This window comes from Clostridium sp. C105KSO13, assembly GCF_001517425.1.
GTDB lineage: Bacteria > Bacillota > Clostridia > Lachnospirales > Lachnospiraceae > Muricomes.
Genome location: NZ_FBWL01000166.1, coordinates 1 through 25,891, shown reverse-complemented (window position 1 = coordinate 25,891; position 25,891 = coordinate 1). Strand labels below are relative to the sequence as shown.

Sequence of the window (25,891 nt, the reverse complement as noted above, 5' to 3'; positions counted from 1 at the left end):
TGTTTATATACTTTCACCTGCCCTTACTTCAATCTTCTTTTGTATCGTATGTTCCAATACATCTTCATATCCGGTCTGCCTCAAATTCCTAACATACTGCTTAAGCTTTGCCTGAGAAACCGGATCCTCAATATACGGTGTATAGACGGTGTAGCACCTTCTCAAGATCTCATACAGCCCATCAATGCCGTCCCCCAGGTCAAGAATAACTGTTTTGTAAATACAATTTTGAAATACTTTTTCAAAAAGATTTATCCACTCTTCCTCCCTCACAGACCTCAAATCCTGTATTACAGGCATAGGTGGAATATAATCCATGCCATCAATCTGTCCGGCAATTGCACTGATTCTCAATCCTATGTTCCCTGACTCCTGACGAATGTAATACAAAAGATCTCCCAAATCTGCTTCCTCATTATCTGGAAAATAGTAACTGCACCCTGAGTACTCCTCCAGGTTCAGATATAACACCGGCCCATTCTTAGCAAAGCCTCTTCCCAGATCCATGGCAAGTCTCGTTTTTCCTATTCTGTGGATGGGGGAATAAATTCCTATAAGCTGCCTTTCAGCGGTATTAGCTTTTTTACTTAACGGCTCCTCACTGATAATCATCGTGCCTTCCTGAATGCTGCCCAAAATCATGTCGGAGGACTGATACTTGTATATTGCCTTTTCTCCGGGCAGCAGATCTCTCTCATCCCCTTTCACAAGTATATAACGTCTGTCTGCCTCAATCTGCTGCCTCTCCTGTGCCGGGTAGTCTTCGTCAATGACCATAATATGGATAGCCTTTTGCTTTGAAAACTCCTTAAGTTGTTCCAGATCCTGAAACAAATGCATCTGAACCCCCAATTCTCCATGCTTATCTATAGCCCTCATAAGATTTTTAGCATATTCCGACTCCGTATCGCAGATCACAAAATTTTTTGGATGCAACCTATCCCTCCTATTCGTTTTTAAAATAAAAATCTGGTAATTGTTCTGAAAATATTGCTGCGAACCTGCAGCGCGATTTAATAATGACGGTCAGATTTAAAGTGACAATCCAACCCAAGAAACATTCGGTACTAGGAACAGTACCTGAATGAAACAGCAGTCTGAATAACTACTGTGTAAATCGTATTATAAATATAGATTACAGAAATGTCTATACCCATTTCTAAATTTGCACTTTTTTGTAAAAACCTCACAAACTTTGGTAAATCAAAATACCATAGAGAAGACAGACTCCTGGAATTCCAAGACTTCCCGTCGTCAAAAAGGATACCAAATTCAAGCCGACGCTAAGTGTATTATTACCATGGAGTAAATACTGATTAATTAGATAAATCAGCCCCATTCCAATAACAGCACGGACGATAAAATTTACAACCGTTGATGCCAGCTTATTTTCCATAGTCATATTCCTCCAATCTGCCTATATGATATCCTATTCGAATTGGTGCAGGAATATTCGCCTTCTCTATTATATTTACAGTTGTATCTGTATTTCCCTGTTTGTTTTATGATAGCGATGATATCGGACACCCGATGCATCCATCATTTTTTTTGACGCCATAACAGAAGCTGTCTCCGCATATTTGTCACATTCGAATATAACTTCTTTAATCCCTGCCTGAATAATCGCCTTTGCACATTCGTTGCAGGGAAACAGGGAGACATAGAGCTTAGCTCCGGCAAGGCTTCCCCCGTTATAATTCAAAATAGCATTCAACTCGCTGTGAGTGGAATACACATACTTGGTCTCCAGTGGATCGCCCCCTTCTCTGTCCCAGGGGAATTCATCGTCTGAGCATCCAATCGGAAAGCCATTGTATCCCATAGATAATATTTTATTATCCTGACTCACTATACAGCAACCCACCTGGGTGTTTGGATCCTTGGAGCGCATCCCTGACAACTTTGCAACTCCCATAAAGTACTCATCCCAAGACAAATAGTCCTCTCTTTTGCCTGACATATGCACCGGCCTCCTTTATGTCTATTTTGTCCCAAAAATACGGTCGCCGGCATCACCAAGACCAGGAATGATATACTTGTGATCATCGAGGCGTTCATCAAGGGCACCAATATAAAGGTCTACGTCCGGATGTTCTTTCTTCATTCTTTCTACACCTTCCGGTGCTGCAATAATGCATAGAAAACGTATTCTCTTCACGCCCTTTTCTTTCAGCATCTGTATCGCAGCCGTGCTGGAGCCGCCTGTTGCCAGCATAGGATCTACCACAAATACCTCTCTCTCATCGCAGTCCGCCGGAAGCTTGCAGTAATATTCTACTGGTTCAAATGTATCCGGATCACGGTAAAGTCCTATATGTCCTACCTTCGCGGCAGGTATGAGGGATAACATTCCATCCACCATTCCAAGCCCTGCTCTTAAAATAGGTACTACCGCAAGTTTCTTTCCGGTCAGTTCCCTCCCGATCGTCTCGCATATCGGCGTCTTAATCTTCACATCCTGCAGCTTCAGGTCTCTTGTTGCCTCAAAACACATCAAACCCGCAATTTCTCCTACTACTTCGCGAAATTCTTTTGTTCCAACCTCCTCGCTTCGGATGTAGCTGATTTTGTGCTGAATCAATGGATGATCCATAATGTGTACTACTGACATCATTTTCCTCCTCTAGTAAATGAATTAAGTTTATTTGTTAATTTTTTTATTAACCCGCAAATTATTTCATAGCATTCTCCATATGCTGTCAATGGCTGCCCGTATGGATTCGGTATCTCAGTATCGTCTTCTGTAAACTCATTTAATGTATAAACGTTTTTTATATTATCATATTCAGAGACAATTTTCCACTTCTGACTTTCATCCATCGTGAGAATCAATGTGTCCTCATCCAGGTCATCATCCGAAAGGGCTATAGAAAAGTACTCTTTCAGGCTCATCTGACTGCTTTTTAATATCGCTTCCACTTTTTGGTTCACAGGCTCTGGAAAAAGTACCACAAGCCCCCTGGAAACTATGTCATACTCCTGCTCCAGATCTTGATTCCTCAGAAGTTCCGCCGCCATTGGGCCTCTGCTTGTATCTGTATTGCTCAGGAAAAGAATCCGGCGATATTGCTGCTGCCTGACAATCACAGACGCAGGAATCCTCAAATGCCCGGCGGCCTTCTCGAGTCGATTCATGATTGCACTGCCGATACCCTGGGTCACAAAGGATTCACTATATATCTCCTGAACATCCTCCTCATCAAACTCCCGAAGCACTGCATAAAGATTTCTTGCAATTGTCTTATCGTTATCGCGGGTTCCGATATTCTTAACAATTCCGTGAGTGTAATACACAAATGTCTCGTTTGTTGCAATGATACCTGCATTCTTTCCCTCACGGCAGGCAGCATAGGCCAATTGCTGTATTGCAAGAACCTCCTCTCGCAGAGTGCCCTCCACAATCATCATTTTAGCTTTTGGCGCATAATGACGATATTTCATACCGGGAGCCTTTGGATGCTGCATGCTTTCGCTTCCATAAATAGTCTCATCCACACTGACAGGTCCGATGACCGTCTCCAGCATGTCCACTGTAATCGCGCCCGGGCGCAGTATCATAGGCGGAACAACAGTCATATCAACAATAGTAGATTCAAGCCCTATGTCAACACTTCCGCCATCCAATATCATATCAATCTTTCCACCCAGATCTGCCTCCACATGTTGTGCCGTTGTGGGACTTGGCCGGCCAGATGTATTGGCACTGGGGGCAGAAACATATCCCCCCGCCGCCAGTATTAGTTCTCTTGCTATAGGGTCGCTGGGCATGCGCACAGCTACAGTCTCCAGCCCGCCCGTCGTTCCGTAAGGGACACTTTTACTTTTTTCAAAAATCATAGTCAAGGGCCCCGGCCAAAAACGAAACGTCAGTTCCTCTGTCTCCTCTGGTATATTTACTGCTATTTCATCCAGCGCCTGTACATCTGCAATATGCACTATGAGAGGGTTATCCGAAGGGCGCCCCTTTGCTGCATAAGTCTTCTTTGCCGCCTCCTCATCCAGAGCATTCGCTCCCAGTCCATAGACCGTTTCTGTGGGAAAAGCAACAAGACCGCCCTCTTTCAATACCTCTCCTGCTTCCTCTATTACCTTTTCATCTATCTGATTTTTATCTATCTTTCTTATTATCGTTTTCATAATTTTTATTATACCATTATTTATCCCAAAAAAAAACTCTCTTTGTAAAAATTACGTTCTGCGTATTACGAATCCTTTTGCTGTGACAGGCAGTTTTGAATTCCATTACAGATTGCCTTGGTGAGAGCATTTTGATATTCCTCGTCGTCAAGTTTTTCCGCTTCTGACCTGTTGCTCAGAAATCCGCATTCTACAATAATAACCGGTGCATCTGTCTTTTTCAGCATATAGTATGTATCATTTGCCTTAGCCTGCCTTGTATTATCCGGATCTGCGTCGAGCAGGGCTTCCTGCATAATCTTTGCCAGCTTCTCTCCTTCGCTGGAATGGGTGAAGTAAAACACCTGGGCTCCATGTATGCTTTCTTCATGATAACTGTTCTGATGTATGCTTACTGCCAGAACAGGTTTCTCATTATTGATAATAGAAACCCTTTTTTTCATATCCTCCACCTTTGAATCCCCAAGGCCATTGTCATCTTCACGAGTCATAATGACCTTAATACCCTGCTTTTCAAGCATGGTTTTTACCTTAAGCGATATCTGTAGGTTCAAGTCCTTTTCCTGGGTTTTGGTTACCCCGACTTTTCCGGGGTCTCTCCCTCCGTGTCCCGGGTCAATTATGATGACCTGCTTCTCCTTTGTGCCTGATGCCGCCGTTTCTTTTGTATCACGGTTAATATAATTCCTATAAAGGTATTCACCTGCCCTCTGGCTCCCAATTACAGCACATACAAGTAGTACAAGCAGTCCCAGTATCCCGAATTTACGGCGCAAAAAAACATCCCCTTTCCTTTTCTTATTGAACACTATGTTCAATCGCTTACTTAGTGGAAGTTAACCATTCAATAGGTATGCATTCTTCCTATATATATGCGGAAAAAGGATGTTTCTTGCGTCTAGTTCACATATTGGATGATGAGATTCCATATCTCGGGATTCTCCCAGCCGAGTCTCCATTCAGCAGCTCCTGCAAGCTTGTTGCTCTTAATCAGTTTTAGTTTTTCTTCTATTGACTCACTGTCTTCCAGCCATATCTTATAGATTGTGCTGTCAGCTTCCCACTGAGCATAGTTCTGCTTTGTCTTATTATCCCACTCAGCATTTACTCCTGCTGAGCCGAGCAATTCTTTTGCCTCGTCCATGCCGACGGCTCTGCTTGTTACCTTATTTGGATAACCTGCCGCCTCGGTGCCCGCTTGCTCTGCCAACTCTTCCTCGGTCTTTGGAGTCTCTTCCCACAGCCGTGTATAGAAAGGTATGGCACCCACAAGCTTTGTTGCCGGAACAGCCTTCAGCGCATTTTTAATTCCGTCTTTTACATAATTATAGGACGAAACGGAACCGGCCTCATAGGAACTTTCCGTATGTTCATCATAGGCCATAATAATGACATAATCGGCAACCTTCCCTTGTTCCGTTAAATGATATTGCTTGTTATATGGCATTGGTACATAATTATCAACGGTGAAAACAAGAGCATTTTGTCTGCATTTTACCGATAGCTCACGCACAAATTGAATAAAATGTTCTCCACATTCCTCGGAAACCAGCTCAAAGTCCAGATTAATTCCGTCAATATTGTTTTGAAGGGCCGCTGCGATAACCTGATTAATCAAATTTTCTCTCTTTGAAGTATAACTGAGCACTTCATATGTTTCATCGTAGGAGTTAATCCCTCCGTGAAAATCTCGAAGCGTAGCCCACACATCAATATTAGATTTGTGCGCATAGTTCACATACTCGGAATTAGCAAGAGATGAAATATTCCCATCCGTATCGGAAATGTTGAACCATGTAGGTGCTATTGTTGTAAGCCCTTTTGTATTGGCTATCATCTCAAGAATATAGCTGTTAGCCGTATCATTTTCTACATTATGCCATGCCATGTTGATGGTATGATCTACTGATATGTTGGTGTACTCAGGTTCTTTGAAATCTCTGCTCACCACTTCTTTGGTAACTTTCTTGAGTGAATTTGTCTTGACATAACCGATGAACCCGTCGCTTGTACGAATCTTCATCCAGTCATTCTCGTCCTCAAGTATCCATACCTTATCTGATTTACTGACCTCCGTCAAAATAGGGCTCTTTACACCGCCTTGATACCTGACCTTAGTATCTCTTCTGAGTGTAGATACTTCTTTTTCACTCCAGTCGCATTCGATTACAGCTCTAGATATAGGATTATTCTCTACGGAGTACTCCATATCTGTGTATTGCTTTATAAACGAAAGTGCGATATACGCAGTCTTGCCTTCTGTCTTTAAAATTACATAGTCCTCACTCTTTTTTTCTTTTACATCTGTATACTCGTTACTTCCGACATTCACAGAAACACTGCCATCCGGCAATGTGTACAGCAGGACATTTTCATTAGAATCCCAATAGAATCTTTCATTGATATAATCACGAACGACGGAATATTCTATATAAGGGACGCCGTCAAACAGCTTGCCGCCTGCAGAGGCAGCTTCACCATCGCTCATAATCCGATCATCTACTACTACTGCGAGGTCATCGCTATTCTGTATACCATAATATTCTTTCAAATCTACCTTCTCTTTTGATGAGCCGTATTTTTTCCAGATTAATAACCCCATAACTACAATAATAATCAGAACAATAAAAATAAATGTTCTTATAATCAAATTACGTCTTCTCCGCCTTGCCCGGCTGCTCTTTTTTCGTGGCCTTTGGCCATTTAATCCTGGACTACCCGGCCTAAAGCTTCCCGGTCTCTGGTCACTGCAGCCTGGGCGTCTTTTTTGTGCATTCTGCTGGAATGCTTTTCGGGCATATTCGGCTTTCTTTTCTCTTTCGTCCATGCCGTACCTCCTATGTAGAGCCTATTATATCATACCTTATTAAACATTAGTAGTTTAATACGTAAAAAATATACTGCTCATGAAAGGCTTTGCCTAATGTACTTCTTCTGTCTTTCTATGGTATCTCCTTCCGGCGTATTGAGGGGATTCTTCGCCTGATCATAATTAATGTTTACGAAAATAAGTGATTCTATGTATCCTTTCTCATCCATGACATAGTCACGCATATAGCAGCCTTCTTCTCGGATCATGTGTGCTGTCACAATTTGCATCGGACTCGCCGGGCTGCCTTCAAGATGCATGGGCACTCCGTTTTTTTCATAATTCTCGAGTTCCGCATATAAATCTCTGTACTTGTACGCTGCCTCACCAATCTCCATGGTTCTCCTTTCCCCGTAGATTCAGATAAATATTGGATTGCTGCCTGGTTTTTCAATTTCACGGAGGTATCGTGACGTACCACCGGATTATGGCAGTATAGAAGGTAGTATGACTCTACGGTTTCTTTCTCATTATGAAAATTTTGATGGTTTTATCCTTGAAACGGACATATGAATTACACGAACATTTACTAGATATGATTAACCTTTTTGCACCTCCTTTGTATAAACATTTATTTATCCTGATATACTATCTTCTGTAACTGCAATTATAGAAAAGCTATACATACTTTTCAATGTGTTTATTGTTTATAAGCTCTCCACATTTGTTGATAACCATAAAAGTACTATAAACTCTTCTGGTTTCTCTTTACATATTTTTTGTTTTTGTTTATACTAACAGTGAGAAGATATATATTTTTTGATATAACAATTCGTAAGGATGTGATGATATGAAAATCGAAAAACTGAATGACAATCAGATTCGTTGTACCCTGACACATGCCGACCTCGCAGCACGCCATTTAAAATTGAGCGAATTGGCATATGGCACGGAAAAAGCCAAATCTCTTTTCAGAGACATGATGCAGCAGGCATCCTTTGACTTTGGCTTTGAAGCAGAAGACATCCCTTTAATGATAGAAGCAATCCCTGCTTCTGCGGATTCTATCGTTCTAATTATTACAAAGGTAGAAGATCCGGAGGAATTAGATACAAGGTTTTCCAAGTTTACACCTCTGGGAGAAGTTGATTCCGATACGCCAGAATCACTGGAGAAGTTAGAGGGGGCAGAAGAATTTTTAAATCTGCTAAACAAGGTGAAAGAGGCGGCATCTGATACCGAGAATACCTCTACCGTTTCAGATCCACCGGCACCATTTAATGTACGGTTGTTTTCTTTCGACAGCATGGACCGGGTAATCCGGGTTGCACATCTTCTTCAACCTGTATATCACGGTTCAAACACATTATACCATGATCCAGATAATTCATTGTACATTCTGGCTCTGACACAGTCGGAGCACACAAACAGTGAATTTAATAAGACTTGTAACATGCTCTCTGAGTATGGCTCTCTTGAAAAAGCTTCTGGTGCTACATTGGCATTTTTGGAAGAACACTGCGATATCATGGTATCAGCTAATGCAGTACAAAAGCTTGCTGTAGTATAATCTTAAAAAAGCCCCACACTTTTGAGGGTGCGTCTTAGGGATTTATAATCCCTGAAAATTTCGGCATAGTCGTGAGTATCGGCTATGCCGTTTTTTCATGCTTGCTCGGAATTTCTACTGCTCCGATACAGTTGTAAATGATTTGAATTCGCTGCATTCTGTGCCCGTCTACCTTTTCAGCTTTGAACACGATGATTTTCTCCACAAATTCCCGAATGATTTCGGCATCCAATTCCTTGATGTCCGTGTACTTCTGCACCAGTTGCAGGAAGTATTCGGCATTGAGGGATTTTTCTCTTGCCGTGGTAATGAACTCATCCAGTTCAGCAATCCGGCTTTCCAAGGCGTTCTGCTCTGACTCATAGGTAGCGGACATCTTGGCAAACCGCTCATCGCTGATTTTACCGACTACATTGTCCTCATAAAGCCGTTGGATAATTTTATCAAGGGCGGTGATACGGGCTTTTGCCTGTTCGTATTCCTTCTGACTGCTACGGAGTTCTCGGTTCAGTGCCTTTTCCGATGTGTTGGTCACAAGCTGAATGAACTCGGCTTCATGTTCTCTGGCATAAGCGGTCACTCTGCGCAGGTCATCCAAGAGAAGCTGTTCTATGACCACATTGCGAATCTGGTGGGACGTACAGTTGCTCTTGCCACGCTTACGGTAGGTAGAGCAGACCAGATGCTCTTTCTCATGTCCCCAGCCCCTTGCACGGACTTGGTACATCTTGCTGCCACAATCGGCACAATACACCATGCCGGAGAGTGTGGGCATTTCACCCATCGGAGTAAATCTGCGCCTGCCATCACGGATACGCTGAACAATATCAAACGTTTCCTTATCTATGATGGCTTCGTGCGTACCCTCGAAAATCTGCCATTCGTCCTTGTCATTCTTGATTTGCTTTTTCAGCTTATAGGACTTGCGGTGGGTTTTGAAGTTTACCGTGTTGCCAAGGTACTCCTGCCGTTCTAAAATATGAACCACCGTGGAAGTTGTCCATTTGTAAAGGTCATCCGTCTGTTTGACCGCAGGAGCATTTCTGCCGTTGCTTTTTGCATAATCTACAGGGGTCAGCACCTTGCGCTTTTTCAACTCCTTGGCAATCTGTGTCGGACCGTAGCCGGAAATACACAGATGGAAGATTTCCTTTACCACCGCAGCAGCATCTTCGTCTACAATCCAGTGGTTCTTGTCCTCAGGGTCTTTCTTGTATCCGTAGGGTGTGTTTGTGCAGAGTGGCTTGCCAGCCTGTCCCTTTGCCTTGAAAACCGCACGGATTTTCTTACTCGTGTCCTTGGCATACCATTCATTGATGATATTGAGGAATGGCGTAAAATCGCTGTCCTGCTGACTGGCACTGTCGACCCCGTTGTTGATGGCAATAAAGCGGATGTCCGATTCTGGGAACACCATCTCGGTATAGTAACCGACCTTCAGATAATCTCTTCCGAGTCGGCTCATATCCTTGACAATGATGATGCCCACAGCACCTTCATCCACCAATGCCATCAAGCGTTGGAAGTCGGGGCGTTCAAAGTTTGTGCCGCTGTAACCATCGTCCACGAAAAACTGTGTATTCGCAAATCCATTGTCATCAGCGTATTTCTTGAGTATTGCTTTCTGATTGATAATACTGTTGCTGTCACCTTGGAGTTCGTCATCACGGGATAATCTGCAATAGAGTGCTGTGATTTTCTCCCCAAGGGCTGCATCTATGTAAGGCTGTCTTTTGTTTTCCATTTTTACCATCCTTTCCGACAGCCTCCCCATCGGTATGTCGATATTACCGTACTATCAGGCAGAAGTCGAGTTGTATTTTGCAAGTATTTGTGAACTTTCTGATACTTTGAGCGGAGTGCCGACATTGCTCAAAATCAGCCGTTTCACCTTGGAATATGCGGTTTCTCTGGCGTTTTCGCTGACCATTGATTCCACGATATACATCGTTCCACCGATAGAAGTATGGGTGATATGAGTGTTGTTTACTGCTGTGTTCATAATCCCACCTCTTTCTATCAGATAAGGCATCCGCCTGTGGCAGAAAGACTATCCACCACAGGCAGTGCCAATTGTTTATTCGGTCATCGCAATGACCTTGATTGCTTCGGAGCGTACCAGCTTGCCATCAATGAACTCAAAGGCAAGATAGCCAATCTGGTCTAACACCACAAATTTTTCCTTGATGGCGCGGACACTAACTGGACTACGGCTGATGACCCAGTAGTAGCTGAAATCACCAAAGGCAACAGGCTTTTTGCCTGGTTCTGCGTTTGGCATGAATTCAGAAATGATGACCTTTTTTCCAAAGATAGTATCATCGGTACTGTGCCACAGGTAATTGCCATCGGCATCTTTCAGCTTGCGGAGTGCCATAGCGGTTTCATCGTTCATGAGCCACACTGCGTTGGCACGATACTCCGACTTAACGGAGAAGTACAAACTGATGATATTGTCATAAGTAAGGGCATCCGTGGTCAGAGCCACATCTGCGCCCTTGCTTTCATGAAGAATACCTGTCGGTATCTGTTCGCCAGTGCCATTGATGAATGCGTTGGTTTCAGCTTTGCCGAAGTTCTTTGCAAAACGCTCCACCAGATAGTTCTCAATATCGAAGGTGGCATCATGGATGAAATCCTCATCGAACTTTACAAAGGCTGCGAGTTTCCAGCTTTCCACTACGGTGGTGGTGAAATCATTCATTCCCTCATAAATCGGAATCATGCCACCTTCCGGCACAAAGGCTGCAAGATCATTACAGTCCTTAGCAAAGATACGGTATCCGGCTTCATAGGCATTAAAGGCTGTACCGATTTGACGGAACAGGCTCTTGCCCTCGATTGCCTTACCGAATTTATTGTTGGCATGAGCAGGAACGGCATAGGTGTCGGTCTGGGAGTTACGCCCCTTGGCGATTTTATCAATGCAGTGTTCCTTGCCACGCATTACATCCCAGAAGTTTTTGTCATACTCCGGCTCTCCGGCATAGACCTTTGTTTTCATTGTTGTATTCATAATCGTGTTCCTCCTTATTTCTTGTCACAAAACGGACATCTGTACAGTCCGAGGTCATTGTAGTTCAGTACCCTGCCAATCTGCTTGAGCTTTCCTCTGTTTGCACATTCCGGGCATAAGATGTCATAAGCAAGAGCATCCTCGATGCTGTGAGGTTCTTTGGCATGGAGACGATAATACTTGTGCAGCTTTCCTTCGTCATCTCTGTGGATTTCATCGGAAAGATACAGGTTACACATTCTCTGTGCATATTCATCCGAGTAGGACGAATGATGGGTGTGTAAGATGTTGTTCTTTTTGTTTGCAATAATTGGATAAATCATAGTATTTTCCTCCTTAAAATGTGGTTTTGTGTGATAGGGTTTTAATACCCCTTTTGAATTTGCGATTTTGTGCGTGAGAGCATTGCCCCGTTTTCCGCTATAACAGCAGTGGAGATGTTGACCGCCCCTATGGTCAATTGCGGGAACGGATGTATCCCATACGCTTGCAGTAGTCCACTGCATCTGCATATCGCAGATAGTACATCTGCTTGTACATCCCATCCATGACCATGTAGTGCGGTGGGTTGCTGGACTTGCTCATCATGATAAGCACAGGGGCATCATCCTTACGGTTGATTACACTCATGCCGACATAGCGGTCAGTGTCAAAGTCAATCGGACGAAACTTGGTGTTCTCATCAATATCCATAATTCTCATGGCATTTGCCTCCTTTCTGACTGCGCATATCAGCGCTGTCTGTATTTTGGTGACAGTTCCTGCGATTTAGTGACAGTTCCAGTGACAGTTCTTTTTGCAACTGTCACTAAAGAAATCCCTTACAGAATGGGCATTTGCACTGCTTTAGTGACAGTAGTGACAGAACTTTTGATTTGCTCACACGCTCAATAATCTTTGTACCTTGTACCCATACCTGCCTACTGCATACAAAGATTTTTTTCTTGGCTCTTGAGTTGAAAGAACTGTCACTACTGTCACCAAAGTGCCTTAAACCCTTGTGGAATGGGTGTTTATTGCAGTGACTGTTGTGCACATGAACTGTCACTGTACTGTCACTACTGTCACTAAACGAGAAAGTCATCATAGCCACACCCCCTAAACTGTTCTACGGCATCCTCGGAGAGTGTGTAATCTCTGTAGAAGGTACCGCCTGTTCCACGTCTGACAACCATAGCCTGAAAGGTCGTGCCGAGGTGGTCAGCCAATTCATCACGGAACTCCCGTGCTGTCTTGGCATACCCGTTGTTGTTATCCTTGCACCAAGCCTTGTATGCTTTGAAGATGCGACCCGTTGTCCAAGTGTCGGATATCTTGCTGTCACTGCGTTCTGCCATGCATTCTTCAAAGAAGGAAATGATGGTGCTGTTAGTATCGCGGTAATTCTGCCTTGCCTGTGCGATGCTGTCCGGCTCTGTAAAACGGTAGCCGTTGCCGATAACATTGCGAAATGCCATCACCGCCTTGTAGAAGATGCCTTCCCGTTCCGCATACATCTTTTCAAGCAGATGCTTGTCCTGCTGTTTTGGTGGTATCACATTAAGGCATTCCACCTGCATGATACGGTTGTATACCCACTCGCCATCATCACCGCCAAACTTCGGCAGACGGTTCATGCAAAACCACAGTAGACCGTTGTATATGAATTCAAAAGCGTTCTGCCCCTTGAACTCTGCAAACAGACTGTCACCGCCTGTACACTTCTTGAAGGTCTTTAATTCGCTGACGGTTACAAAACTCATGTCAGAACTGCCAGCCAGACGCTTGCCATAGAGATTGGCAGTGCCAAACCGTGCTTCGATTTCGGCAAGGTCGATGCCGATGAAATATCCTTTTCCAAGCATCAGCTCCACCAGACTTTTTAGCTGTGATTTACCTGTATCTCCCTTGCCATAAAGGAACAGTGATTTCTTCATTCGCCAGCCTTTTACATTGGAGAACACTGCACCGATGAATTCCAACAGCAGATTTTCCACCGCCTTATCATGATTAGTCAGTGTGGAAATATAGCCGTCAAAGGTAGGCGTTGCACTTGGAGTTCCATGCCATTCACAGGGAATCTGTATGGTGCTGAATACCTCCGGGGAGTGTGGCAGGAGCGTTAAATCTGACAGCCGGAGCAGACCGTTTGCCACATTGATGAGGTCTTCATCGGCATTGAGGTCATCGTTGGTCAGTGTATTAAGGTCGGTGGTCAAATGCTCGATACAGGCAGCTACATCAGCCATACGGAGAAGTTCCTCATCATAATCGGTAATGTACCCTTTGATGATACCCTTGAAGTTATCCTTGCCACACAGCCTGTAACAGCCGTTTTCGTACACATAGATGATGGTGCCGCCATTGGTGTTGTCACGGACTATAAGGTATTGGAGATGCTCTCGTACATATTTTGCAAGCAGAGGCACACTCACCGCTGCAATCCCGGAACGGTTGAATTTGATAAATTCCGGGGCTGGCATTACCGAACGATGAAACACACCATGACAGGCTTCTAGTGCTGCGTTGATGGTCAGTTCCCGGTAATCGTCCCGATTCCACTTTTCACGCATCAGAGCGGACAGACGGAATATGGCATCGATCAGTTCTGGGTCGTCCCCGGTGCGAAATGCGATAAGAGAACAGAGCGCACAATCCGCAGCAGAATCGTCATTGCCATATCCGCTGATGTCACCATCATCAAACAGTATGGCGAATTTCTCACCATTCTTCTGTTTGTGCAGTGCTTCGATAATGCGGTATACATCCTCATCACCGTCACGTTTGGCACTGTATTTCTTTTTCTGCTTTCTGCGCATATCCTTATCCAAGGTGGTAAGGACAGCCTGTGTGCAGTCATTCAGTGCCGTATCCAATATCACACTGCCTGTATAACAGGCGAATCGGTTGGTAAGTCCTCCGAAATACTGCTCGGTATCGTTGTGGGGATTTTTCATATAGAATTGTCTGTCCAGCTTTTCCTTGCCTTTATCATCGATATAGGTAGGGATGCTGGCAATATCGACTTTTCCATAGATGTGGATGCCGTTGCCACTTTGGGAATATTCCGTATAGCTGTTAAAGCGTTTCAACATCATCTGCACAAAAGGGTCGTTCAGTTCCTTATGGTCAATGTCCAGAAAGAAGTATCCTTTGGGGATTTTGAAACCGACTCCGGCAGAGCCACGTTCACGCATTGCAGTTACCGCTTCATCATAGGTCACCCATGTGCCACTATGGGCATCGTCTGTACCCGTTGCACCACCATTCGCTGCGATTGGCTTTTTGGTGGGATTGCCATTTTTATCCTTGCTCCATATCCACAGGAACCATATCTTCCTATCCATCAGTTCCTGCATGGGATTTTTCGTTTCTTCCGGCATTCGGCTTGCCTCCTTTCCTTATAAGTAATGGCGTACAGATTAGTACCATATCGAATCAGACTGGTTTTCCGCATCTTCTCCCAAAGCGGATAACTGCTCGCACAGCTTGTCATAATTGATGAGTGCTTTCTTTCCGATATAGATTGCCGGAAGTTTCCCGGCTTTCAGCATAATGCGAAGAGCGTGTTCCGAGAGCAATCCTGTTTTCGCAACTTCTCTCACGGTCATCATATTAGGTTGTTTCATATCCATCTTTCTTCCTCCTTCCTATACTCAAGTACATCATACTGTCATACTTTTGATATAATAATACTACATCAAGATGTACTTGTCAATGCTTTAAGTAAGACAAAATGATGAATAAATTGTAAAAAGTACATCATATTGCATTGACAAGTGCAACATTGAGTGATACTATTAGGACAGAAGCAAACGAGATACAACGATATGCGAAAATATATAACGAGGTGACAAGCTATGACGATTGGTGAAAGAATTAAAGAAATCAGAAAAAAGAATGGATTCACGCAGGGAACACTTGCGGAAGAACTGAAAGTAGCAAAGGGAACGGTATCTGCATGGGAAATCGGCAGTCGCAGACCCAGCTTTGAGATGCTCGACACCATGTGTGAATTGTTCCATGTACGCATGGATTATCTGATTGCACAGTCGGATGATGCCACTCCAATGCAGGATGCTACAGAAGCAGATATCCAAGACATGGCAGAAACAAGCCTTGCAATGGATAAGGAACAGGATGCAGACTGGCTGAACAGCACACTGCAGCAGTTCTGCTCTGACTTTGCCCGGATGGACAGTTTTGCAAGAAAGTCATTGCTCGCTCTTTATAAGGAAGAGAAGAACCGCTGCATTCAGCAGGGAGTGATGGCAGACGATGACAGTTTTGTGTGTGCGGTCAATATTAAAGCGGTCACAAAATAAGCATTTCGCCTAAGAAATTGACCTATTTTTATACAATACTGCGGACAAATACGCAAAAGAAAATGGCTGAAAGCACTGTAAATACAGGTGTTTTCAGCCATTTCTATATATTAGGGAATCCCCCCTGTTTAATTCTGCGAAAATTCACGTTTGAGGGGGCGTCGGTCTTTGGCAGATAAGGTACTGGAGATTTGACCACCCCCATGTGGCAACCAATTCTCAATAAATTTACAATTCGTTCCCTTGCTAAACTTTCGCATAGTCTTGCGAATTGTGTCAAATCGTGCTATACTGTGTATTATGATGTGCAAAGGAGGCAAACATGGCTGTTTCATATAATCGTTTGTGGAAATTACTGGTTGATAAAAAGATGAGCAAGGCTGATTTGAGGAAAGCCTCTGGCGTTGCCCCAAACACAATGACAAAACTTCGCCGGGACGAGGAAGTCACTCTTACCGTCCTTGGGAAAATATGCAAAACCCTTAATGCCGACTACGGGGACATTATGGAATATGTTGATGAGGAGGACAAGTGATATGACACCAGAAGAAAAAGCAAGACTTGTGATTGATGAAAAATTACGTCAATCTGGCTGGATAATACAAGACATGAAAAAACTGAATTTATCAGCTGCTCTTGGTGTCGCAGTCCGTGAATTTCCCACCAGTACAGGAGATGTGGACTATGCTCTTTTTGTGGATGGTAAGCCTATAGGTGTTGTTGAAGCCAAACGAGAAGAGAAAGGTGAATCCATCACGGATGTTGAAGTTCAATCCGGACGTTATGCCAACAGCACATTCAAATGGATAAAGAACAATTACACCATCCGCTTTGCCTATGAAACAACGGATAAGCTGATTCGGTTTACTGATTATAAAGATGTGAAATATCGCTCTCGTACTGTATTCTCCTTTCACCGTCCAGAAACACTACTGGCTCTGATTCAGCAGCCGGATACTATCCGCAATAATATGAAGCATTTCCCTACATTGGATGAAACGGGATTCCGTAAGTGTCAGGTAAATGCTATTAAAGAACTTGATAATTCCTTTGCAGAAAATCGCCCAAAAGCACTGGTGCAGATGGCAACAGGTGCAGGTAAAACCTTTACTGCAATCACAGCTGCCTATCGACTGCTAAAATACGGGAAAATGAACCGTATCCTTTTCCTTGTGGATACCAGAGGTTTGGGCGAACAGGCAGAGCGTGAGTTCCTTGCCTACACACCAACCGATGACCCACGCTCCTTTTCGCAGCTTTACGGTGTACGTAGACTGAAAAATTCCTACATACCAAATGACATTCAAATATGCATTTGCACCATTCAGAGAATGTATTCTATTTTGAAAGGCGAGGATTTGGACGAATCTACCGAGGAGAAATCTTTTGCCGATTTTGTGACCGCAGACAGCAAAGCACCCAAAGAAGTGGTTTATAACGAAAAGTACCCGCCGGAATTCTTCGATTGCATTATAGTTGATGAATGCCATCGCTCCATTTACAATGTATGGAGTCAAATACTGACCTATTTTGATGCATTTATCATTGGGTTGACCGCAACCCCGGATAATCGTACCTTTGCCTTTTTTAATGAAAACATCGTCAGCGAATACCCTCGTGAACAGGCGATTATTGATGGTGTAAATGTAGGCGAGGACATCTTTCTTATTGAAACACAGGTGGGCAAGAATGGTGCACATTTGATGAAACAACTGATTGAATACCGTGACCGTCTGTCCAGAGCTAAGCGTTGGAAACAGCTGGATGAAGATGTAAATTATGCACCAACCCAGCTCGACCGGGATATTGTCAACCCCAGCCAAATACGCACAGTTATTCGCACGTTTAAGGAAAATTTGTTTACGACACTATTTCCACGCAGAAAAGAAGTGCCTAAGACGCTTATCTTTGCCAAGACCGACAGCCATGCGGACGATATCATTCAGATTGTCCGTGAGGAGTTTGGCGAAGGAAATGATTTCTGTCGTAAAATAACATATTCTGCTGAAAACCCAGAATCCGTCCTCAGTTCCTTCCGTAACGATTACAATCCGCGTATTGCTGTTACGGTAGATATGATTGCAACAGGAACGGATGTGAAGCCAATTGAATGCTTGATTTTCATGCGTGATGTACGCAGCAAGAATTATTTTGAACAGATGAAAGGCAGAGGCACTCGTGTCCTTAATAAAGACGATTTGCAGAAGGTCACTCCTTCTGCTACGGAGAACAAAGACCATTTCGTTATCGTAGATGCCGTTGGTGTCACAAAGTCCAAAAAATCCGATACCAGACCACTGGAGCGCAAGCCGACCGTCAGTATGAAAGAGCTCATGATGAATGTGGCTCTCGGAGCAAAGGATGAGGACACGCTGACATCTCTTGCAAACCGTGTTATCCGCCTAAACAGTCAGATGTCTCAGACAGAACGTAAGCAGTTTGAAACCAAGGTCGGCACTGCTGCCGGAACCGTTGCGGAAAATCTACTGAACGCCTTTGATGAAGATGTGCTAATAGCAAAGGCACAAGCCGACACAGGCTCCACAAAGATAACAGATGAGCAGATACAGAAAGCACAAAAAGAACTGATACAGGCTGCAGTCATGCCATTCCATGACCCTGATGTCCGGGATTATATTGAGAATGTGCGCCGCAGCCATGACCAGATCATCGATAACATCAATCTTGATTCTGTTGTTTTTGCCGGATTTGATACCCAGCAGGAGAAAAATGCTGACCGTATCATCTCTACCTTCCACGATTTTATCGAAGAAAACAAGGATGAGATTATCGCCATGCGTATTGTATATAACGAAGCCTACAAAGACCGTCCTATGGCAATTGAACAGTTAAAGTCACTTTATGAAAAGTTGAAGGTCAAGGGTATCACCGTAGAACGGCTGTGGGATTGCTATGCCATTAAAAAGCCGGATAAGGTAAAGCGTGGCACGATGGCACAATTGACAGATTTGATTTCCATCATCCGCTTTGAGATGGGATATTCCGATACCCTTGCTCCATTTGCGGATAAAGTGAACTATAACTTCATGCAATGGACATTCAAACGGAATGCCGGACATATTCAATTTACCGAAGAACAAATGGACTGGCTACGTCTGATTAAAGACCATATTGCCACTTCTCTTAGCATTCTGTCGGAAGATTTGGATTTAACTCCATTCGACCGTAAGGGAGGTCTGCTCGGTTTTTATGACGTGTTCGGGGATGAATACGAAAAAATATTACAGGAAATGAATGTCGCATTAGTGGCATAAGGAGGAGACACTTTGGAAGTTAAAGAATACGAATTGGGGGATTTGTTAGCCTATGAACAACCCACCCCATATATCGTTGAATCCACAAAATACAGTGATACTTATAAAACACCTGTGCTTACCGCCGGGAAAAGTTTTATCATTGGTCATACAAATGAAACCACAGGTATTTATGAAAATCTACCTGCAATAATTTTTGATGATTTTACAACATCGTCACAGTTTGTAAATTTTAAGTTTAAGGTAAAATCTTCTGCAATGAAAATACTGACAGCAAATACAGAAATTGTACTACCAAAGTATGTTTTTTACAGAATGCAGATAATCAATTTCGACCACAGTACTCACAAACGATATTGGATACAACACTACTCTAAGCTAAAGGTGCAAATCCCATCTTTACCGGAGCAAGAAAAAATCATAAAAAAAATAGAAGAATTATTTTCTGAATTGGACAAGAGTGTGGAAACATTGCACACTATCAAACAGCAGCTGGCGGTGTATCGACAGGCTGTGTTGAAAGAGGCGTTTGAGGGAAAACTAACCTCATTATGGAGAAAAATGCATCTAGGTGAATCACCGCAAACTGATTTTGAGAGTATCAAGCGCTCGAATGAAGTGTTCAAAGATACCTCTGGCGATGAAAACGAAATTCATTTAGAACTGCCACCTTCATGGATAAAGGTTCGCTTTGGGGATGTATTTGAGGTACAAGTTGGTGCGACTCCGAGCAGAAGAATCCCTGAATATTGGAATGGCACTATTAACTGGGTTAGCAGTGGCGAAGTTCACTTTAACACCATACTTCGCACAGATGAGCAAATAACCGCTGATGGTTTGGCTCATGCATCCACCAATGTACACCCGGTTGGTACGGTAATGCTAGCTATGATTGGTGAAGGAAAAACTAGAGGGCAAGCTGCAATTCTAAATATTGAAGCAGCCCATAATCAAAATACCGCTGCGATTTTAGTATCTAAAACGGCATGCTCTTCAAAGTATATTTATTATTTTCTACAAATGAACTATGACAACACTCGCAGAGTGGGTTCTGGAAACAATCAGAAAGCACTTAATAAAGAGCGTGTTCGAGCATTGCGTTTTCCGTTTACATCCTTTGCGGAACAAAAAATGATTGTTGAAGAAATCGAATCCCGCCTATCCGTTTGTGACAGCATTGAACAGACCGTAGACACCGCCTTGGTACAGGCAGAAGCCATGCGACAGAGCATCTTAAAGCAAGCTTTTGAAGGAGGATTACCCGAATGAGTGAACAAACAGGAACCCCTTCAACTCAAAACGTAGAAAAATATCCATCAGCAGAATTTTTGTATTCTGTAAGTCTTGAAGATTATAATCGTGTCTTATCTAATTATGACAGAATTTATGATCGGATAAATATTGCTTTGGCTTTGTGCGGTGTAATTTTGATAGTGATATTAAGCAATGTTGATATGACGGCTATGTTTAATTGGAATAAATATACCAACCTTGAAAAAATGGCTGTTGGAATTTATGCCTTGTGTGCAATTGGAAGTGCAGTTCTGATTGTTATTGCAGTAATTAAACTCCTCTTGCTTTCGAGAAGTAAGGAAATACTGTCGTTTGACAGTAATAGCATTAAAACAGAAGCACTCTACAATGAGAAAATTGAAGACGCAGCACTATGGGTAACCTTGCAATATATTCGAGTGATAAATGATATTAGGGAAAAAATAAAGAACAAGCAAAAAGCATTCAACACGGCAACTATACAAATTATTATTGCATTACTCGCCTATGTTGTTTCGATGCTGATACATAATGGAGGTTCGATATGAGCACAGATAAAGATTTAGAGTCTATAAAAAACGGGTGTGGATTAGGCAAGTCTTCGACATCTACTGGAAATAATCAGTCCACAGGAATAACTACAGAACAAAGAGGACAGGATGCTGGCGTCCGCAGAGATATATTCACTCGCCAAGATTCTGAAAAAAAGGGAGGCAAGTAAATGTCTGAACAAACAACAGCAATCGTATCAAAGGTTTGGGGGATGTGCAATCCGCTCCGTGACGATGGTGTATCTTATGGAGACTATCTGGAACAGCTGACCTATCTCATCTTTTTGAAGATGTCAGATGAATACTCCAAACCACCTTATAAAAAAGAAACTGGTATTCCTGCCGGATATACATGGTCAGATATGAACACCCTCAAGGGTGCGGAACTGGAAGAACAGTATAAAGCAACGCTTGAGGAACTGGGCAAACAAGGTGGCATTCTCGGCAAAATATTCAAGGGTGCAACCAACAAAATTAGCAGTGCTGCAATTCTGTATCGTGTGGTGCAGATGATTGACACTGAAAAATGGGTAGCAATGTCTTCTGATGTGAAGGGTGAAATTTATGAAGGATTGCTACAAAAGAACGCAGAAGATATTAAGAGTGGCGCAGGACAATATTTTACCCCTCGCTCTCTGATTCATGCAATGGTCAAATGCGTCCGCCCGGAACCGAAGAAAACAATCGCAGACCCCTGTTGCGGTTCTGGAGGATTTTTCCTCGCTTCACAATCGTTTATTGCCGACCCGGATAATTATTCCCTTGACCGTGAGCAGAAGGAATTCTTGAAAAACGAAACCTTCTATGGAAACGAAATTGTATCCGCTACCTACAAAACAGCACTTATGAACCTATATCTGCACAATATCGGAGATATTTACGGCAATGTACCGATTGCCTATGGTGACGCTCTTTTAACTGACCCCGGCTATCGTGTAGACTTTGTGTTGACTAATCCGCCCTTTGGTAAAAAGTCTGCCCTTACCTTTACGAATGAGGAGGGCGAACAGGAGGAAGAAGACCTTGTTTACAATCGACAGGACTTTTGGACAACCAGTTCTAACAAACAGTTGAACTTCGTACAGCATATCAATACAATTCTTAAAGCCACAGGTAAAGCGGCAGTTGTTGTGCCGGACAATGTGCTGTTTGAAGGTGGCGCAGGAGAAATCGTGCGTAAAAAGCTGTTGGAAACTACCGACCTGCACACCATTCTCCGTCTGCCGACAGGAATTTTCTATAAGCCGGGTGTAAAAGCGAATGTTATCTTTTTTGATAAACGCCCAGCCAGTGCTGAAATGCAAACCAAGGAAGTGTGGATATATGATTTCCGTACGAATATTCATTTCACGCTGAAACAGCACCCTATGAGTGATGCTGACCTTTTAGATTTCATACAGTGCTACAACCCGGAAAACCGTCATGAGCGTACTGAAACTTGGTCAGAGGAAAACCCAGATGGTCGTTTCCGCAGATTTGATGTGAAGGATATTTTAGAGCGTGACAAGACAAGTCTTGACCTGTTCTGGATTAAGGATAAGTCCCTTGCAGACCTTGATAGTCTGCCTGCCCCGGATGAACTGGCGGTGGACATTATCGAAAATCTACAAAGCGCATTGGAAAGTTTTCAAGAATTACAATCACAGTTAGCCAAATAATTAAATGCCCCTTCTGCCAATATAGCAGTTGGGGCATTTGTTATGGAATCTGTTATTCTGTTTCCTGTGATTTATGTCCTGCTTTCCATGCGGAATTCCCGGAAAGGTTACGGAGTAAAATTTTTCTGGTTGCTTTGTAATCGTCCCCAATAAAACCAAGGCGGAGGAGAAAACAGCGGAATGCGTATTTTTCGTTATCCGGCTCTTTGGCTTTGGCGGTCACTCTCTTTTGCGTTGCAGCCATATTCACAAGTGCGGTTATGAATTGTGCGTATGCTGTGGCTTCGTTCTCGCCCCCAATCAGTGTAAACCAAGGGAACAGCACCTTGTCATCTCGGCACTCATACACAAGGCTGTCTGCACTAACCGCCTTTTTGATAAGATTGCTCTTGCTCTCCAAAATGCGGTCAAAATTAGGGGTAACAGCGTCTGTAAAGCGTTCCCTCGGTAATTCCACCGTTAGTCTGGTACTTGGCTTTTCATGAGCATATCCACGCTCTGTTAAGCCTTGCAGCAGATTGTCTACACCTGTTCTGTCTGCAAATATAAGTGTTGAATTGCGGTCAATGGTGTACTCGCCAATTTCGTAGGCAAAGGTTGGCGCACCCTTGTAGGTAGCAGCAGTTCCAGTGATTTCTGTGATTGCTTTGACCAGCCCTTTGCGGTCTGTAGTATTCATTTTGACTTCCATGTGAAGTACCTCCTTTAATTTGGTAGGTACATATTCGCTCTGATGTGCAGATATAGCAAGTCAATTCAATGACATAAATGTACCAAAGATTTGTACAAAATCTGTGCAAAAAGAAAGCGACCACACAGGAGCATTTCTACTCTTGCGTAGTCGCTATTCTCTTTGCACCGTTTGGGGAGGCGTCCTTAAAAACTTGATTTTCTCAAATCCCTAAGTTGCACTCCCTTTGTGTGGGGCTTTTTTGTAAGATTATATACCAGCAGCTTTCATTGAAGCGTTAATTTTCTCAAGAAGTAAATCTGCATCCATACCGTGTACCGTAGCAGCCTCTTCTAAAGATTCTACCTGTGAAGCCGGGCAGCCAAGGCAATGCATGCCAATTTCCATTAAAATTGGTGCTGCATCAGGGTATATCATCAATAATTCACCAATAGTGGTGTCTTTAGTAACCTGTCCCATTTTTGTTCCCTCCTTTGTAATAAGATATCCCTATTATAATCCCATTTTTTTAAATAATCAACCGCCGGAAATAGATTTTAATTTATGAAAAATGGGATATCTCAAGTAAATTTTCCAAATTGACAAGACAATTATTTTCACTTTTTGAATTCTTAAAAGTCAATGTTTTTACTTCTCTTTTTCGACAAAAAACCAATTTCATCATAACTTAACAAAACGTTCGTTCTTTTTTTCATAAAAGTAATCCACCAAAAACACATGTTTTTATGTGGATAATGTGGATAACTTTTACAAAATCTGGGTTTTTCCACGTTTTTTCGGGTTTTTAATGTGGATAAGTTGAAAACTATCCCTTTTCGACTTTCGACATAATTTTACAATTTTGTGCATTTTGTATATGCCATACTTTTCATATTCGCAACAAAAATCGATTGTTTCCAACGAAAGGAGATGAAAATGTCTAACAATAATCTTCACTTCATGTCGAATTTCTTAAAGCAGGCTGGAGCCAATTAAATTTGGCTTCAGCCTGTCAATTTATCGGGAATCATGTTGTTTCTGAAGTGTATTTTCTGCAGCGTTCTTTGTTACTTTATATCTACAATACTCTTCTGACTGTTATAATAGGTGTGTATGTTGCACTGCACACTCCAATTCCATCTGCTTCATTCATTGCGTTAACAATATTGCCGTCTCCCATATAGAGTCCTACATGTCCATCATATAACACAATATCTCCCGGCACCGCTTCTTCATAATTTACCGGAGTTCCTACGGACTCCATATCCCATGTGGTACGGGGAAGGCTGATGCCAAAATGTGCATACACTGACTGTACAAATCCAGAGCAATCGGCCCCATCTGTAAGACTTGTACCTCCCCATACATAAGGATTGCCTATGAACTGACAAGCATAGTCAATGACAGCCTGTCCGCTGGAAGCCTGTGCCTGAATCACTGCCGCTTCCTGGGCTTCTTGTTGCTTTTGTGCCTCTCTCGCCGCCTTGGCAGCTTCTTCAGCAGCTATACGCTTTTCTTCCTCTTCTTTGGATTCTGCATAACAATACTGCTGCTCAACGTTTACATAATCTCCGAATACCCATCCGGCCGTCTCCCCGACTTTAACCGGATACCATCCGTTCACCGCTTCACCGGTCACTTCATACTGTTGATCTGCTGTAACCTGTGTGACTATGTTTGCTGAGGTATTCTGTCCATCCCGGACATTTAAAACATCTACCGTTACTGTGGCCAGGTTCTGTTCATATTCCCCTGCATGTTCCTCGGCTTCTTTGCCTGTAAACAGGCTGGTTGCAGGTACATATCCTTCTGCAGAACCAGATCTTATTTTTGTCCAATCGTCGTTGTACTCAAGTACATCAGCTGCTGAATTACTGTACAGCTTTCCTGTCCAGTCACTTGTTTCATCTGGAGCGCTTCTAATATAGACATAATCGCTCACGTTAGAAAACGCTCTATTTAAATACTCACCCTTGTCATCTTGTACCAGATATAAATCAATATTTTTTTTTACATCCTCCTTATAACAATCTTTTAGTACCGATTCGATTCCTGCAACCGGGAGGATCTGGGTATCCTCTGAGGGCTTGTCCTCTGCCCTGACCGTCATTGCACTCCCCGAAATCAGAATCGCTCCTGTTAAAGCAGAAAGAATCAATTTCTGCTTTACACTTACTACTTTCATATAAAACCTCCTTATAAGTGTATTTATCTTTTGTAGGAGATTCTAAATATTACATGATTGTTAAATTTGTTACGTTGCTATTATATCAACAGTACATAGCCATGTCAACCATTTTATTAGTTTTTCAGCTTACAGATTTCGACACATCCCAAAGAATTCTTCTTGTTTTGTGTAATCGTTTATTCGATTCGTTAATTATTTTGTAACATTTTGTGAATTCTATTCTTTCTATAAATATATAATTTTTCTGAAATACCATTGACATTTCAGAGTATTATATTATATTCTAAGTAAATATGATTACTAATATTTGTTTCAAAATGATCTCTCGGAATTCTGATTGATCATGCCAGCACTGCTGGCAACAGGACATTGAAAAGTGAATATTATCCAAAATGAAATAAATAGTGAAAAAAGAGTATGAGAAATAGACATAACTGTCGC

Annotated in this window: 26 protein-coding genes; 8 read left to right on the top strand and 18 right to left on the bottom strand. The window is 42.8% G+C overall.

What is annotated here, in order from left to right:
* Positions 1-3 precede the first annotated feature (3 nt).
* The 8 genes from BN3456_RS09255 to BN3456_RS09220 all read right to left on the bottom strand — a co-directional run bounded on the left by BN3456_RS09255 (position 4) and on the right by BN3456_RS09220 (position 7,344).
* A complete protein-coding gene (locus BN3456_RS09255) occupies positions 4-936 on the bottom strand; it encodes a hypothetical protein (protein WP_089983854.1) in 933 nt (310 codons plus the stop codon).
* A 250-nt stretch (positions 937-1,186) separates the two neighbouring features.
* The gene (locus BN3456_RS09250) at positions 1,187-1,402 is read right to left on the bottom strand and encodes a pro-sigmaK processing inhibitor BofA family protein (protein ID WP_347458034.1); all 216 of its coding nucleotides are present in this window, start codon (positions 1,400-1,402) and stop codon (positions 1,187-1,189) included.
* Between the two features lie 69 nt (positions 1,403-1,471).
* Positions 1,472-1,960 (bottom strand): deoxycytidylate deaminase, encoded by a 489-nt coding sequence (locus tag BN3456_RS09245; RefSeq protein WP_089983852.1) that lies wholly within the window; start codon positions 1,958-1,960, stop codon positions 1,472-1,474.
* A 21-nt stretch (positions 1,961-1,981) separates the two neighbouring features.
* On the bottom strand, positions 1,982-2,611 hold the full coding sequence (gene upp, locus BN3456_RS09240; RefSeq protein WP_089983851.1) for a uracil phosphoribosyltransferase: 630 nt from the start codon (positions 2,609-2,611) through the stop codon (positions 1,982-1,984).
* On the bottom strand, positions 2,611-4,137 hold the full coding sequence (locus BN3456_RS09235; RefSeq protein WP_089983850.1) for an L-threonylcarbamoyladenylate synthase: 1,527 nt from the start codon (positions 4,135-4,137) through the stop codon (positions 2,611-2,613). The genes upp and BN3456_RS09235 overlap by 1 nt, the downstream gene beginning before the upstream one ends.
* A 65-nt stretch (positions 4,138-4,202) precedes the next feature.
* Positions 4,203-4,913 (bottom strand): N-acetylmuramoyl-L-alanine amidase, encoded by a 711-nt coding sequence (locus tag BN3456_RS09230; RefSeq protein ID WP_242862849.1) that lies wholly within the window; start codon positions 4,911-4,913, stop codon positions 4,203-4,205.
* Between the two features lie 122 nt (positions 4,914-5,035).
* On the bottom strand, positions 5,036-6,964 hold the full coding sequence (locus BN3456_RS09225; protein WP_089983849.1) for a glycosyl hydrolase family 18 protein: 1,929 nt from the start codon (positions 6,962-6,964) through the stop codon (positions 5,036-5,038).
* Between the two features lie 77 nt (positions 6,965-7,041).
* Positions 7,042-7,344 carry a hypothetical protein gene (locus tag BN3456_RS09220; protein WP_242862848.1) on the bottom strand — a complete coding sequence of 101 codons (303 nt, stop codon included), beginning with the start codon at positions 7,342-7,344 and terminating at the stop codon, positions 7,042-7,044.
* A gap of 452 nt (positions 7,345-7,796) precedes the next feature.
* On the opposite strand from BN3456_RS09220, the gene BN3456_RS09215 reads away from it, so the two are divergent.
* Positions 7,797-8,516, top strand: a complete 720-nt coding sequence (locus BN3456_RS09215; RefSeq protein WP_089983848.1) for an adaptor protein MecA — start codon at positions 7,797-7,799, stop codon at positions 8,514-8,516.
* A gap of 82 nt (positions 8,517-8,598) precedes the next feature.
* Here BN3456_RS09215 and BN3456_RS09210 read toward each other — a convergent pair whose 3' ends face one another.
* The 7 genes from BN3456_RS09210 to BN3456_RS09180 form a co-directional block, all read right to left on the bottom strand.
* Positions 8,599-10,260, bottom strand: a complete 1,662-nt coding sequence (locus BN3456_RS09210) for a recombinase family protein (protein ID WP_176699160.1) — start codon at positions 10,258-10,260, stop codon at positions 8,599-8,601.
* Positions 10,261-10,314: 54 nt separating this feature from the next.
* Entirely contained in the window at positions 10,315-10,518 is a 204-nt protein-coding gene (locus BN3456_RS09205; RefSeq protein ID WP_036242308.1) for a transposon-encoded TnpW family protein, read from the bottom strand.
* Between the two features lie 75 nt (positions 10,519-10,593).
* A complete protein-coding gene (locus BN3456_RS09200) occupies positions 10,594-11,532 on the bottom strand; it encodes a phage major capsid protein (protein ID WP_207644097.1) in 939 nt (312 codons plus the stop codon).
* A 14-nt stretch (positions 11,533-11,546) separates the two neighbouring features.
* Positions 11,547-11,855: a hypothetical protein gene (locus tag BN3456_RS09195; protein WP_089983846.1), complete on the bottom strand. Its 309-nt coding sequence runs from the start codon at positions 11,853-11,855 to the stop codon at positions 11,547-11,549.
* A 133-nt stretch (positions 11,856-11,988) separates the two neighbouring features.
* Positions 11,989-12,234, bottom strand: a complete 246-nt coding sequence (locus BN3456_RS09190) for a hypothetical protein (protein WP_089983845.1) — start codon at positions 12,232-12,234, stop codon at positions 11,989-11,991.
* A 365-nt stretch (positions 12,235-12,599) separates the two neighbouring features.
* Positions 12,600-14,894, bottom strand: coding sequence for a phage/plasmid primase, P4 family (locus tag BN3456_RS09185; protein ID WP_207644096.1), 2,295 nt, complete (start codon positions 14,892-14,894; stop codon positions 12,600-12,602).
* Between the two features lie 39 nt (positions 14,895-14,933).
* The gene (locus BN3456_RS09180; RefSeq protein ID WP_023052775.1) at positions 14,934-15,146 is read right to left on the bottom strand and encodes a DNA-binding domain protein, excisionase family; all 213 of its coding nucleotides are present in this window, start codon (positions 15,144-15,146) and stop codon (positions 14,934-14,936) included.
* 225 nt (positions 15,147-15,371) lie between these two features.
* Between BN3456_RS09180 and BN3456_RS09175 the strand changes: the two genes are divergently transcribed.
* The 7 genes from BN3456_RS09175 (at position 15,372) to BN3456_RS09150 (ending at position 22,592) form a co-directional block, all read left to right on the top strand.
* Positions 15,372-15,836 carry a helix-turn-helix domain-containing protein gene (locus BN3456_RS09175; protein WP_089983844.1) on the top strand — a complete coding sequence of 155 codons (465 nt, stop codon included), beginning with the start codon at positions 15,372-15,374 and terminating at the stop codon, positions 15,834-15,836.
* A 322-nt stretch (positions 15,837-16,158) separates the two neighbouring features.
* Positions 16,159-16,371 (top strand): helix-turn-helix domain-containing protein, encoded by a 213-nt coding sequence (locus BN3456_RS09170; protein WP_089983843.1) that lies wholly within the window; start codon positions 16,159-16,161, stop codon positions 16,369-16,371.
* A gap of 1 nt (position 16,372) precedes the next feature.
* Positions 16,373-19,111: a type I restriction endonuclease subunit R gene (locus BN3456_RS09165; protein WP_089983842.1), complete on the top strand. Its 2,739-nt coding sequence runs from the start codon at positions 16,373-16,375 to the stop codon at positions 19,109-19,111.
* A gap of 12 nt (positions 19,112-19,123) precedes the next feature.
* Positions 19,124-20,380 (top strand): restriction endonuclease subunit S, encoded by a 1,257-nt coding sequence (locus tag BN3456_RS09160; protein WP_089983841.1) that lies wholly within the window; start codon positions 19,124-19,126, stop codon positions 20,378-20,380.
* A complete protein-coding gene (locus BN3456_RS09155; protein WP_089983840.1) occupies positions 20,377-20,931 on the top strand; it encodes a hypothetical protein in 555 nt (184 codons plus the stop codon). Before BN3456_RS09160 ends, BN3456_RS09155 begins: the two co-directional genes overlap by 4 nt.
* Complete coding sequence (locus BN3456_RS15915; protein WP_176699159.1) at positions 20,928-21,104, top strand: hypothetical protein; 177 nt, start codon at positions 20,928-20,930, stop codon at positions 21,102-21,104. Before BN3456_RS09155 ends, BN3456_RS15915 begins: the two co-directional genes overlap by 4 nt.
* Positions 21,105-22,592, top strand: a complete 1,488-nt coding sequence (locus BN3456_RS09150; protein WP_089983839.1) for a class I SAM-dependent DNA methyltransferase — start codon at positions 21,105-21,107, stop codon at positions 22,590-22,592.
* A gap of 52 nt (positions 22,593-22,644) precedes the next feature.
* On the opposite strand, the gene BN3456_RS09145 is transcribed toward BN3456_RS09150, so the two are convergent.
* The 3 genes from BN3456_RS09145 to BN3456_RS09135 all read right to left on the bottom strand — a co-directional run bounded on the left by BN3456_RS09145 (position 22,645) and on the right by BN3456_RS09135 (position 25,447).
* On the bottom strand, positions 22,645-23,283 hold the full coding sequence (locus BN3456_RS09145; RefSeq protein ID WP_089983838.1) for a hypothetical protein: 639 nt from the start codon (positions 23,281-23,283) through the stop codon (positions 22,645-22,647).
* Positions 23,284-23,532: 249 nt separating this feature from the next.
* The gene (locus BN3456_RS09140; RefSeq protein ID WP_089983837.1) at positions 23,533-23,742 is read right to left on the bottom strand and encodes a DUF1858 domain-containing protein; all 210 of its coding nucleotides are present in this window, start codon (positions 23,740-23,742) and stop codon (positions 23,533-23,535) included.
* A 598-nt stretch (positions 23,743-24,340) separates the two neighbouring features.
* Positions 24,341-25,447: a C40 family peptidase gene (locus tag BN3456_RS09135; RefSeq protein ID WP_089983836.1), complete on the bottom strand. Its 1,107-nt coding sequence runs from the start codon at positions 25,445-25,447 to the stop codon at positions 24,341-24,343.
* Positions 25,448-25,891: the final 444 nt, after the last annotated feature.

What these genes read in the sequence shown, in the direction of transcription:
- BN3456_RS09250 (WP_347458034.1), bottom strand. Translation starts at nt 1,402, where the DNA reads ATGACTATGGAAAATAAGCTGGCATCAACGGTTGTAAATTTTATCGTC.
- BN3456_RS09245 (WP_089983852.1), bottom strand. Translation starts at nt 1,960, where the DNA reads ATGTCAGGCAAAAGAGAGGACTATTTGTCTTGGGATGAGTACTTTATG.
- upp (WP_089983851.1), bottom strand. Translation starts at nt 2,611, where the DNA reads ATGTCAGTAGTACACATTATGGATCATCCATTGATTCAGCACAAAATC.
- BN3456_RS09235 (WP_089983850.1), bottom strand. Translation starts at nt 4,137, where the DNA reads ATGAAAACGATAATAAGAAAGATAGATAAAAATCAGATAGATGAAAAG.
- BN3456_RS09225 (WP_089983849.1), bottom strand. Translation starts at nt 6,964, where the DNA reads ATGGACGAAAGAGAAAAGAAAGCCGAATATGCCCGAAAAGCATTCCAG.
- BN3456_RS09220 (WP_242862848.1), bottom strand. Translation starts at nt 7,344, where the DNA reads ATGGAGATTGGTGAGGCAGCGTACAAGTACAGAGATTTATATGCGGAA.
- BN3456_RS09215 (WP_089983848.1), top strand. Translation starts at nt 7,797, where the DNA reads ATGAAAATCGAAAAACTGAATGACAATCAGATTCGTTGTACCCTGACA.
- BN3456_RS09210 (WP_176699160.1), bottom strand. Translation starts at nt 10,260, where the DNA reads ATGGAAAACAAAAGACAGCCTTACATAGATGCAGCCCTTGGGGAGAAA.
- BN3456_RS09205 (WP_036242308.1), bottom strand. Translation starts at nt 10,518, where the DNA reads ATGAACACAGCAGTAAACAACACTCATATCACCCATACTTCTATCGGT.
- BN3456_RS09200 (WP_207644097.1), bottom strand. Translation starts at nt 11,532, where the DNA reads ATGAATACAACAATGAAAACAAAGGTCTATGCCGGAGAGCCGGAGTAT.
- BN3456_RS09195 (WP_089983846.1), bottom strand. Translation starts at nt 11,855, where the DNA reads ATGATTTATCCAATTATTGCAAACAAAAAGAACAACATCTTACACACC.
- BN3456_RS09190 (WP_089983845.1), bottom strand. Translation starts at nt 12,234, where the DNA reads ATGAGAATTATGGATATTGATGAGAACACCAAGTTTCGTCCGATTGAC.
- BN3456_RS09185 (WP_207644096.1), bottom strand. Translation starts at nt 14,894, where the DNA reads ATGCCGGAAGAAACGAAAAATCCCATGCAGGAACTGATGGATAGGAAG.
- BN3456_RS09180 (WP_023052775.1), bottom strand. Translation starts at nt 15,146, where the DNA reads ATGGATATGAAACAACCTAATATGATGACCGTGAGAGAAGTTGCGAAA.
- BN3456_RS09175 (WP_089983844.1), top strand. Translation starts at nt 15,372, where the DNA reads ATGACGATTGGTGAAAGAATTAAAGAAATCAGAAAAAAGAATGGATTC.
- BN3456_RS09170 (WP_089983843.1), top strand. Translation starts at nt 16,159, where the DNA reads ATGGCTGTTTCATATAATCGTTTGTGGAAATTACTGGTTGATAAAAAG.
- BN3456_RS09165 (WP_089983842.1), top strand. Translation starts at nt 16,373, where the DNA reads ATGACACCAGAAGAAAAAGCAAGACTTGTGATTGATGAAAAATTACGT.
- BN3456_RS09155 (WP_089983840.1), top strand. Translation starts at nt 20,377, where the DNA reads ATGAGTGAACAAACAGGAACCCCTTCAACTCAAAACGTAGAAAAATAT.
- BN3456_RS15915 (WP_176699159.1), top strand. Translation starts at nt 20,928, where the DNA reads ATGAGCACAGATAAAGATTTAGAGTCTATAAAAAACGGGTGTGGATTA.
- BN3456_RS09150 (WP_089983839.1), top strand. Translation starts at nt 21,105, where the DNA reads ATGTCTGAACAAACAACAGCAATCGTATCAAAGGTTTGGGGGATGTGC.
- BN3456_RS09145 (WP_089983838.1), bottom strand. Translation starts at nt 23,283, where the DNA reads ATGGAAGTCAAAATGAATACTACAGACCGCAAAGGGCTGGTCAAAGCA.
- BN3456_RS09140 (WP_089983837.1), bottom strand. Translation starts at nt 23,742, where the DNA reads ATGGGACAGGTTACTAAAGACACCACTATTGGTGAATTATTGATGATA.
- BN3456_RS09135 (WP_089983836.1), bottom strand. Translation starts at nt 25,447, where the DNA reads ATGAAAGTAGTAAGTGTAAAGCAGAAATTGATTCTTTCTGCTTTAACA.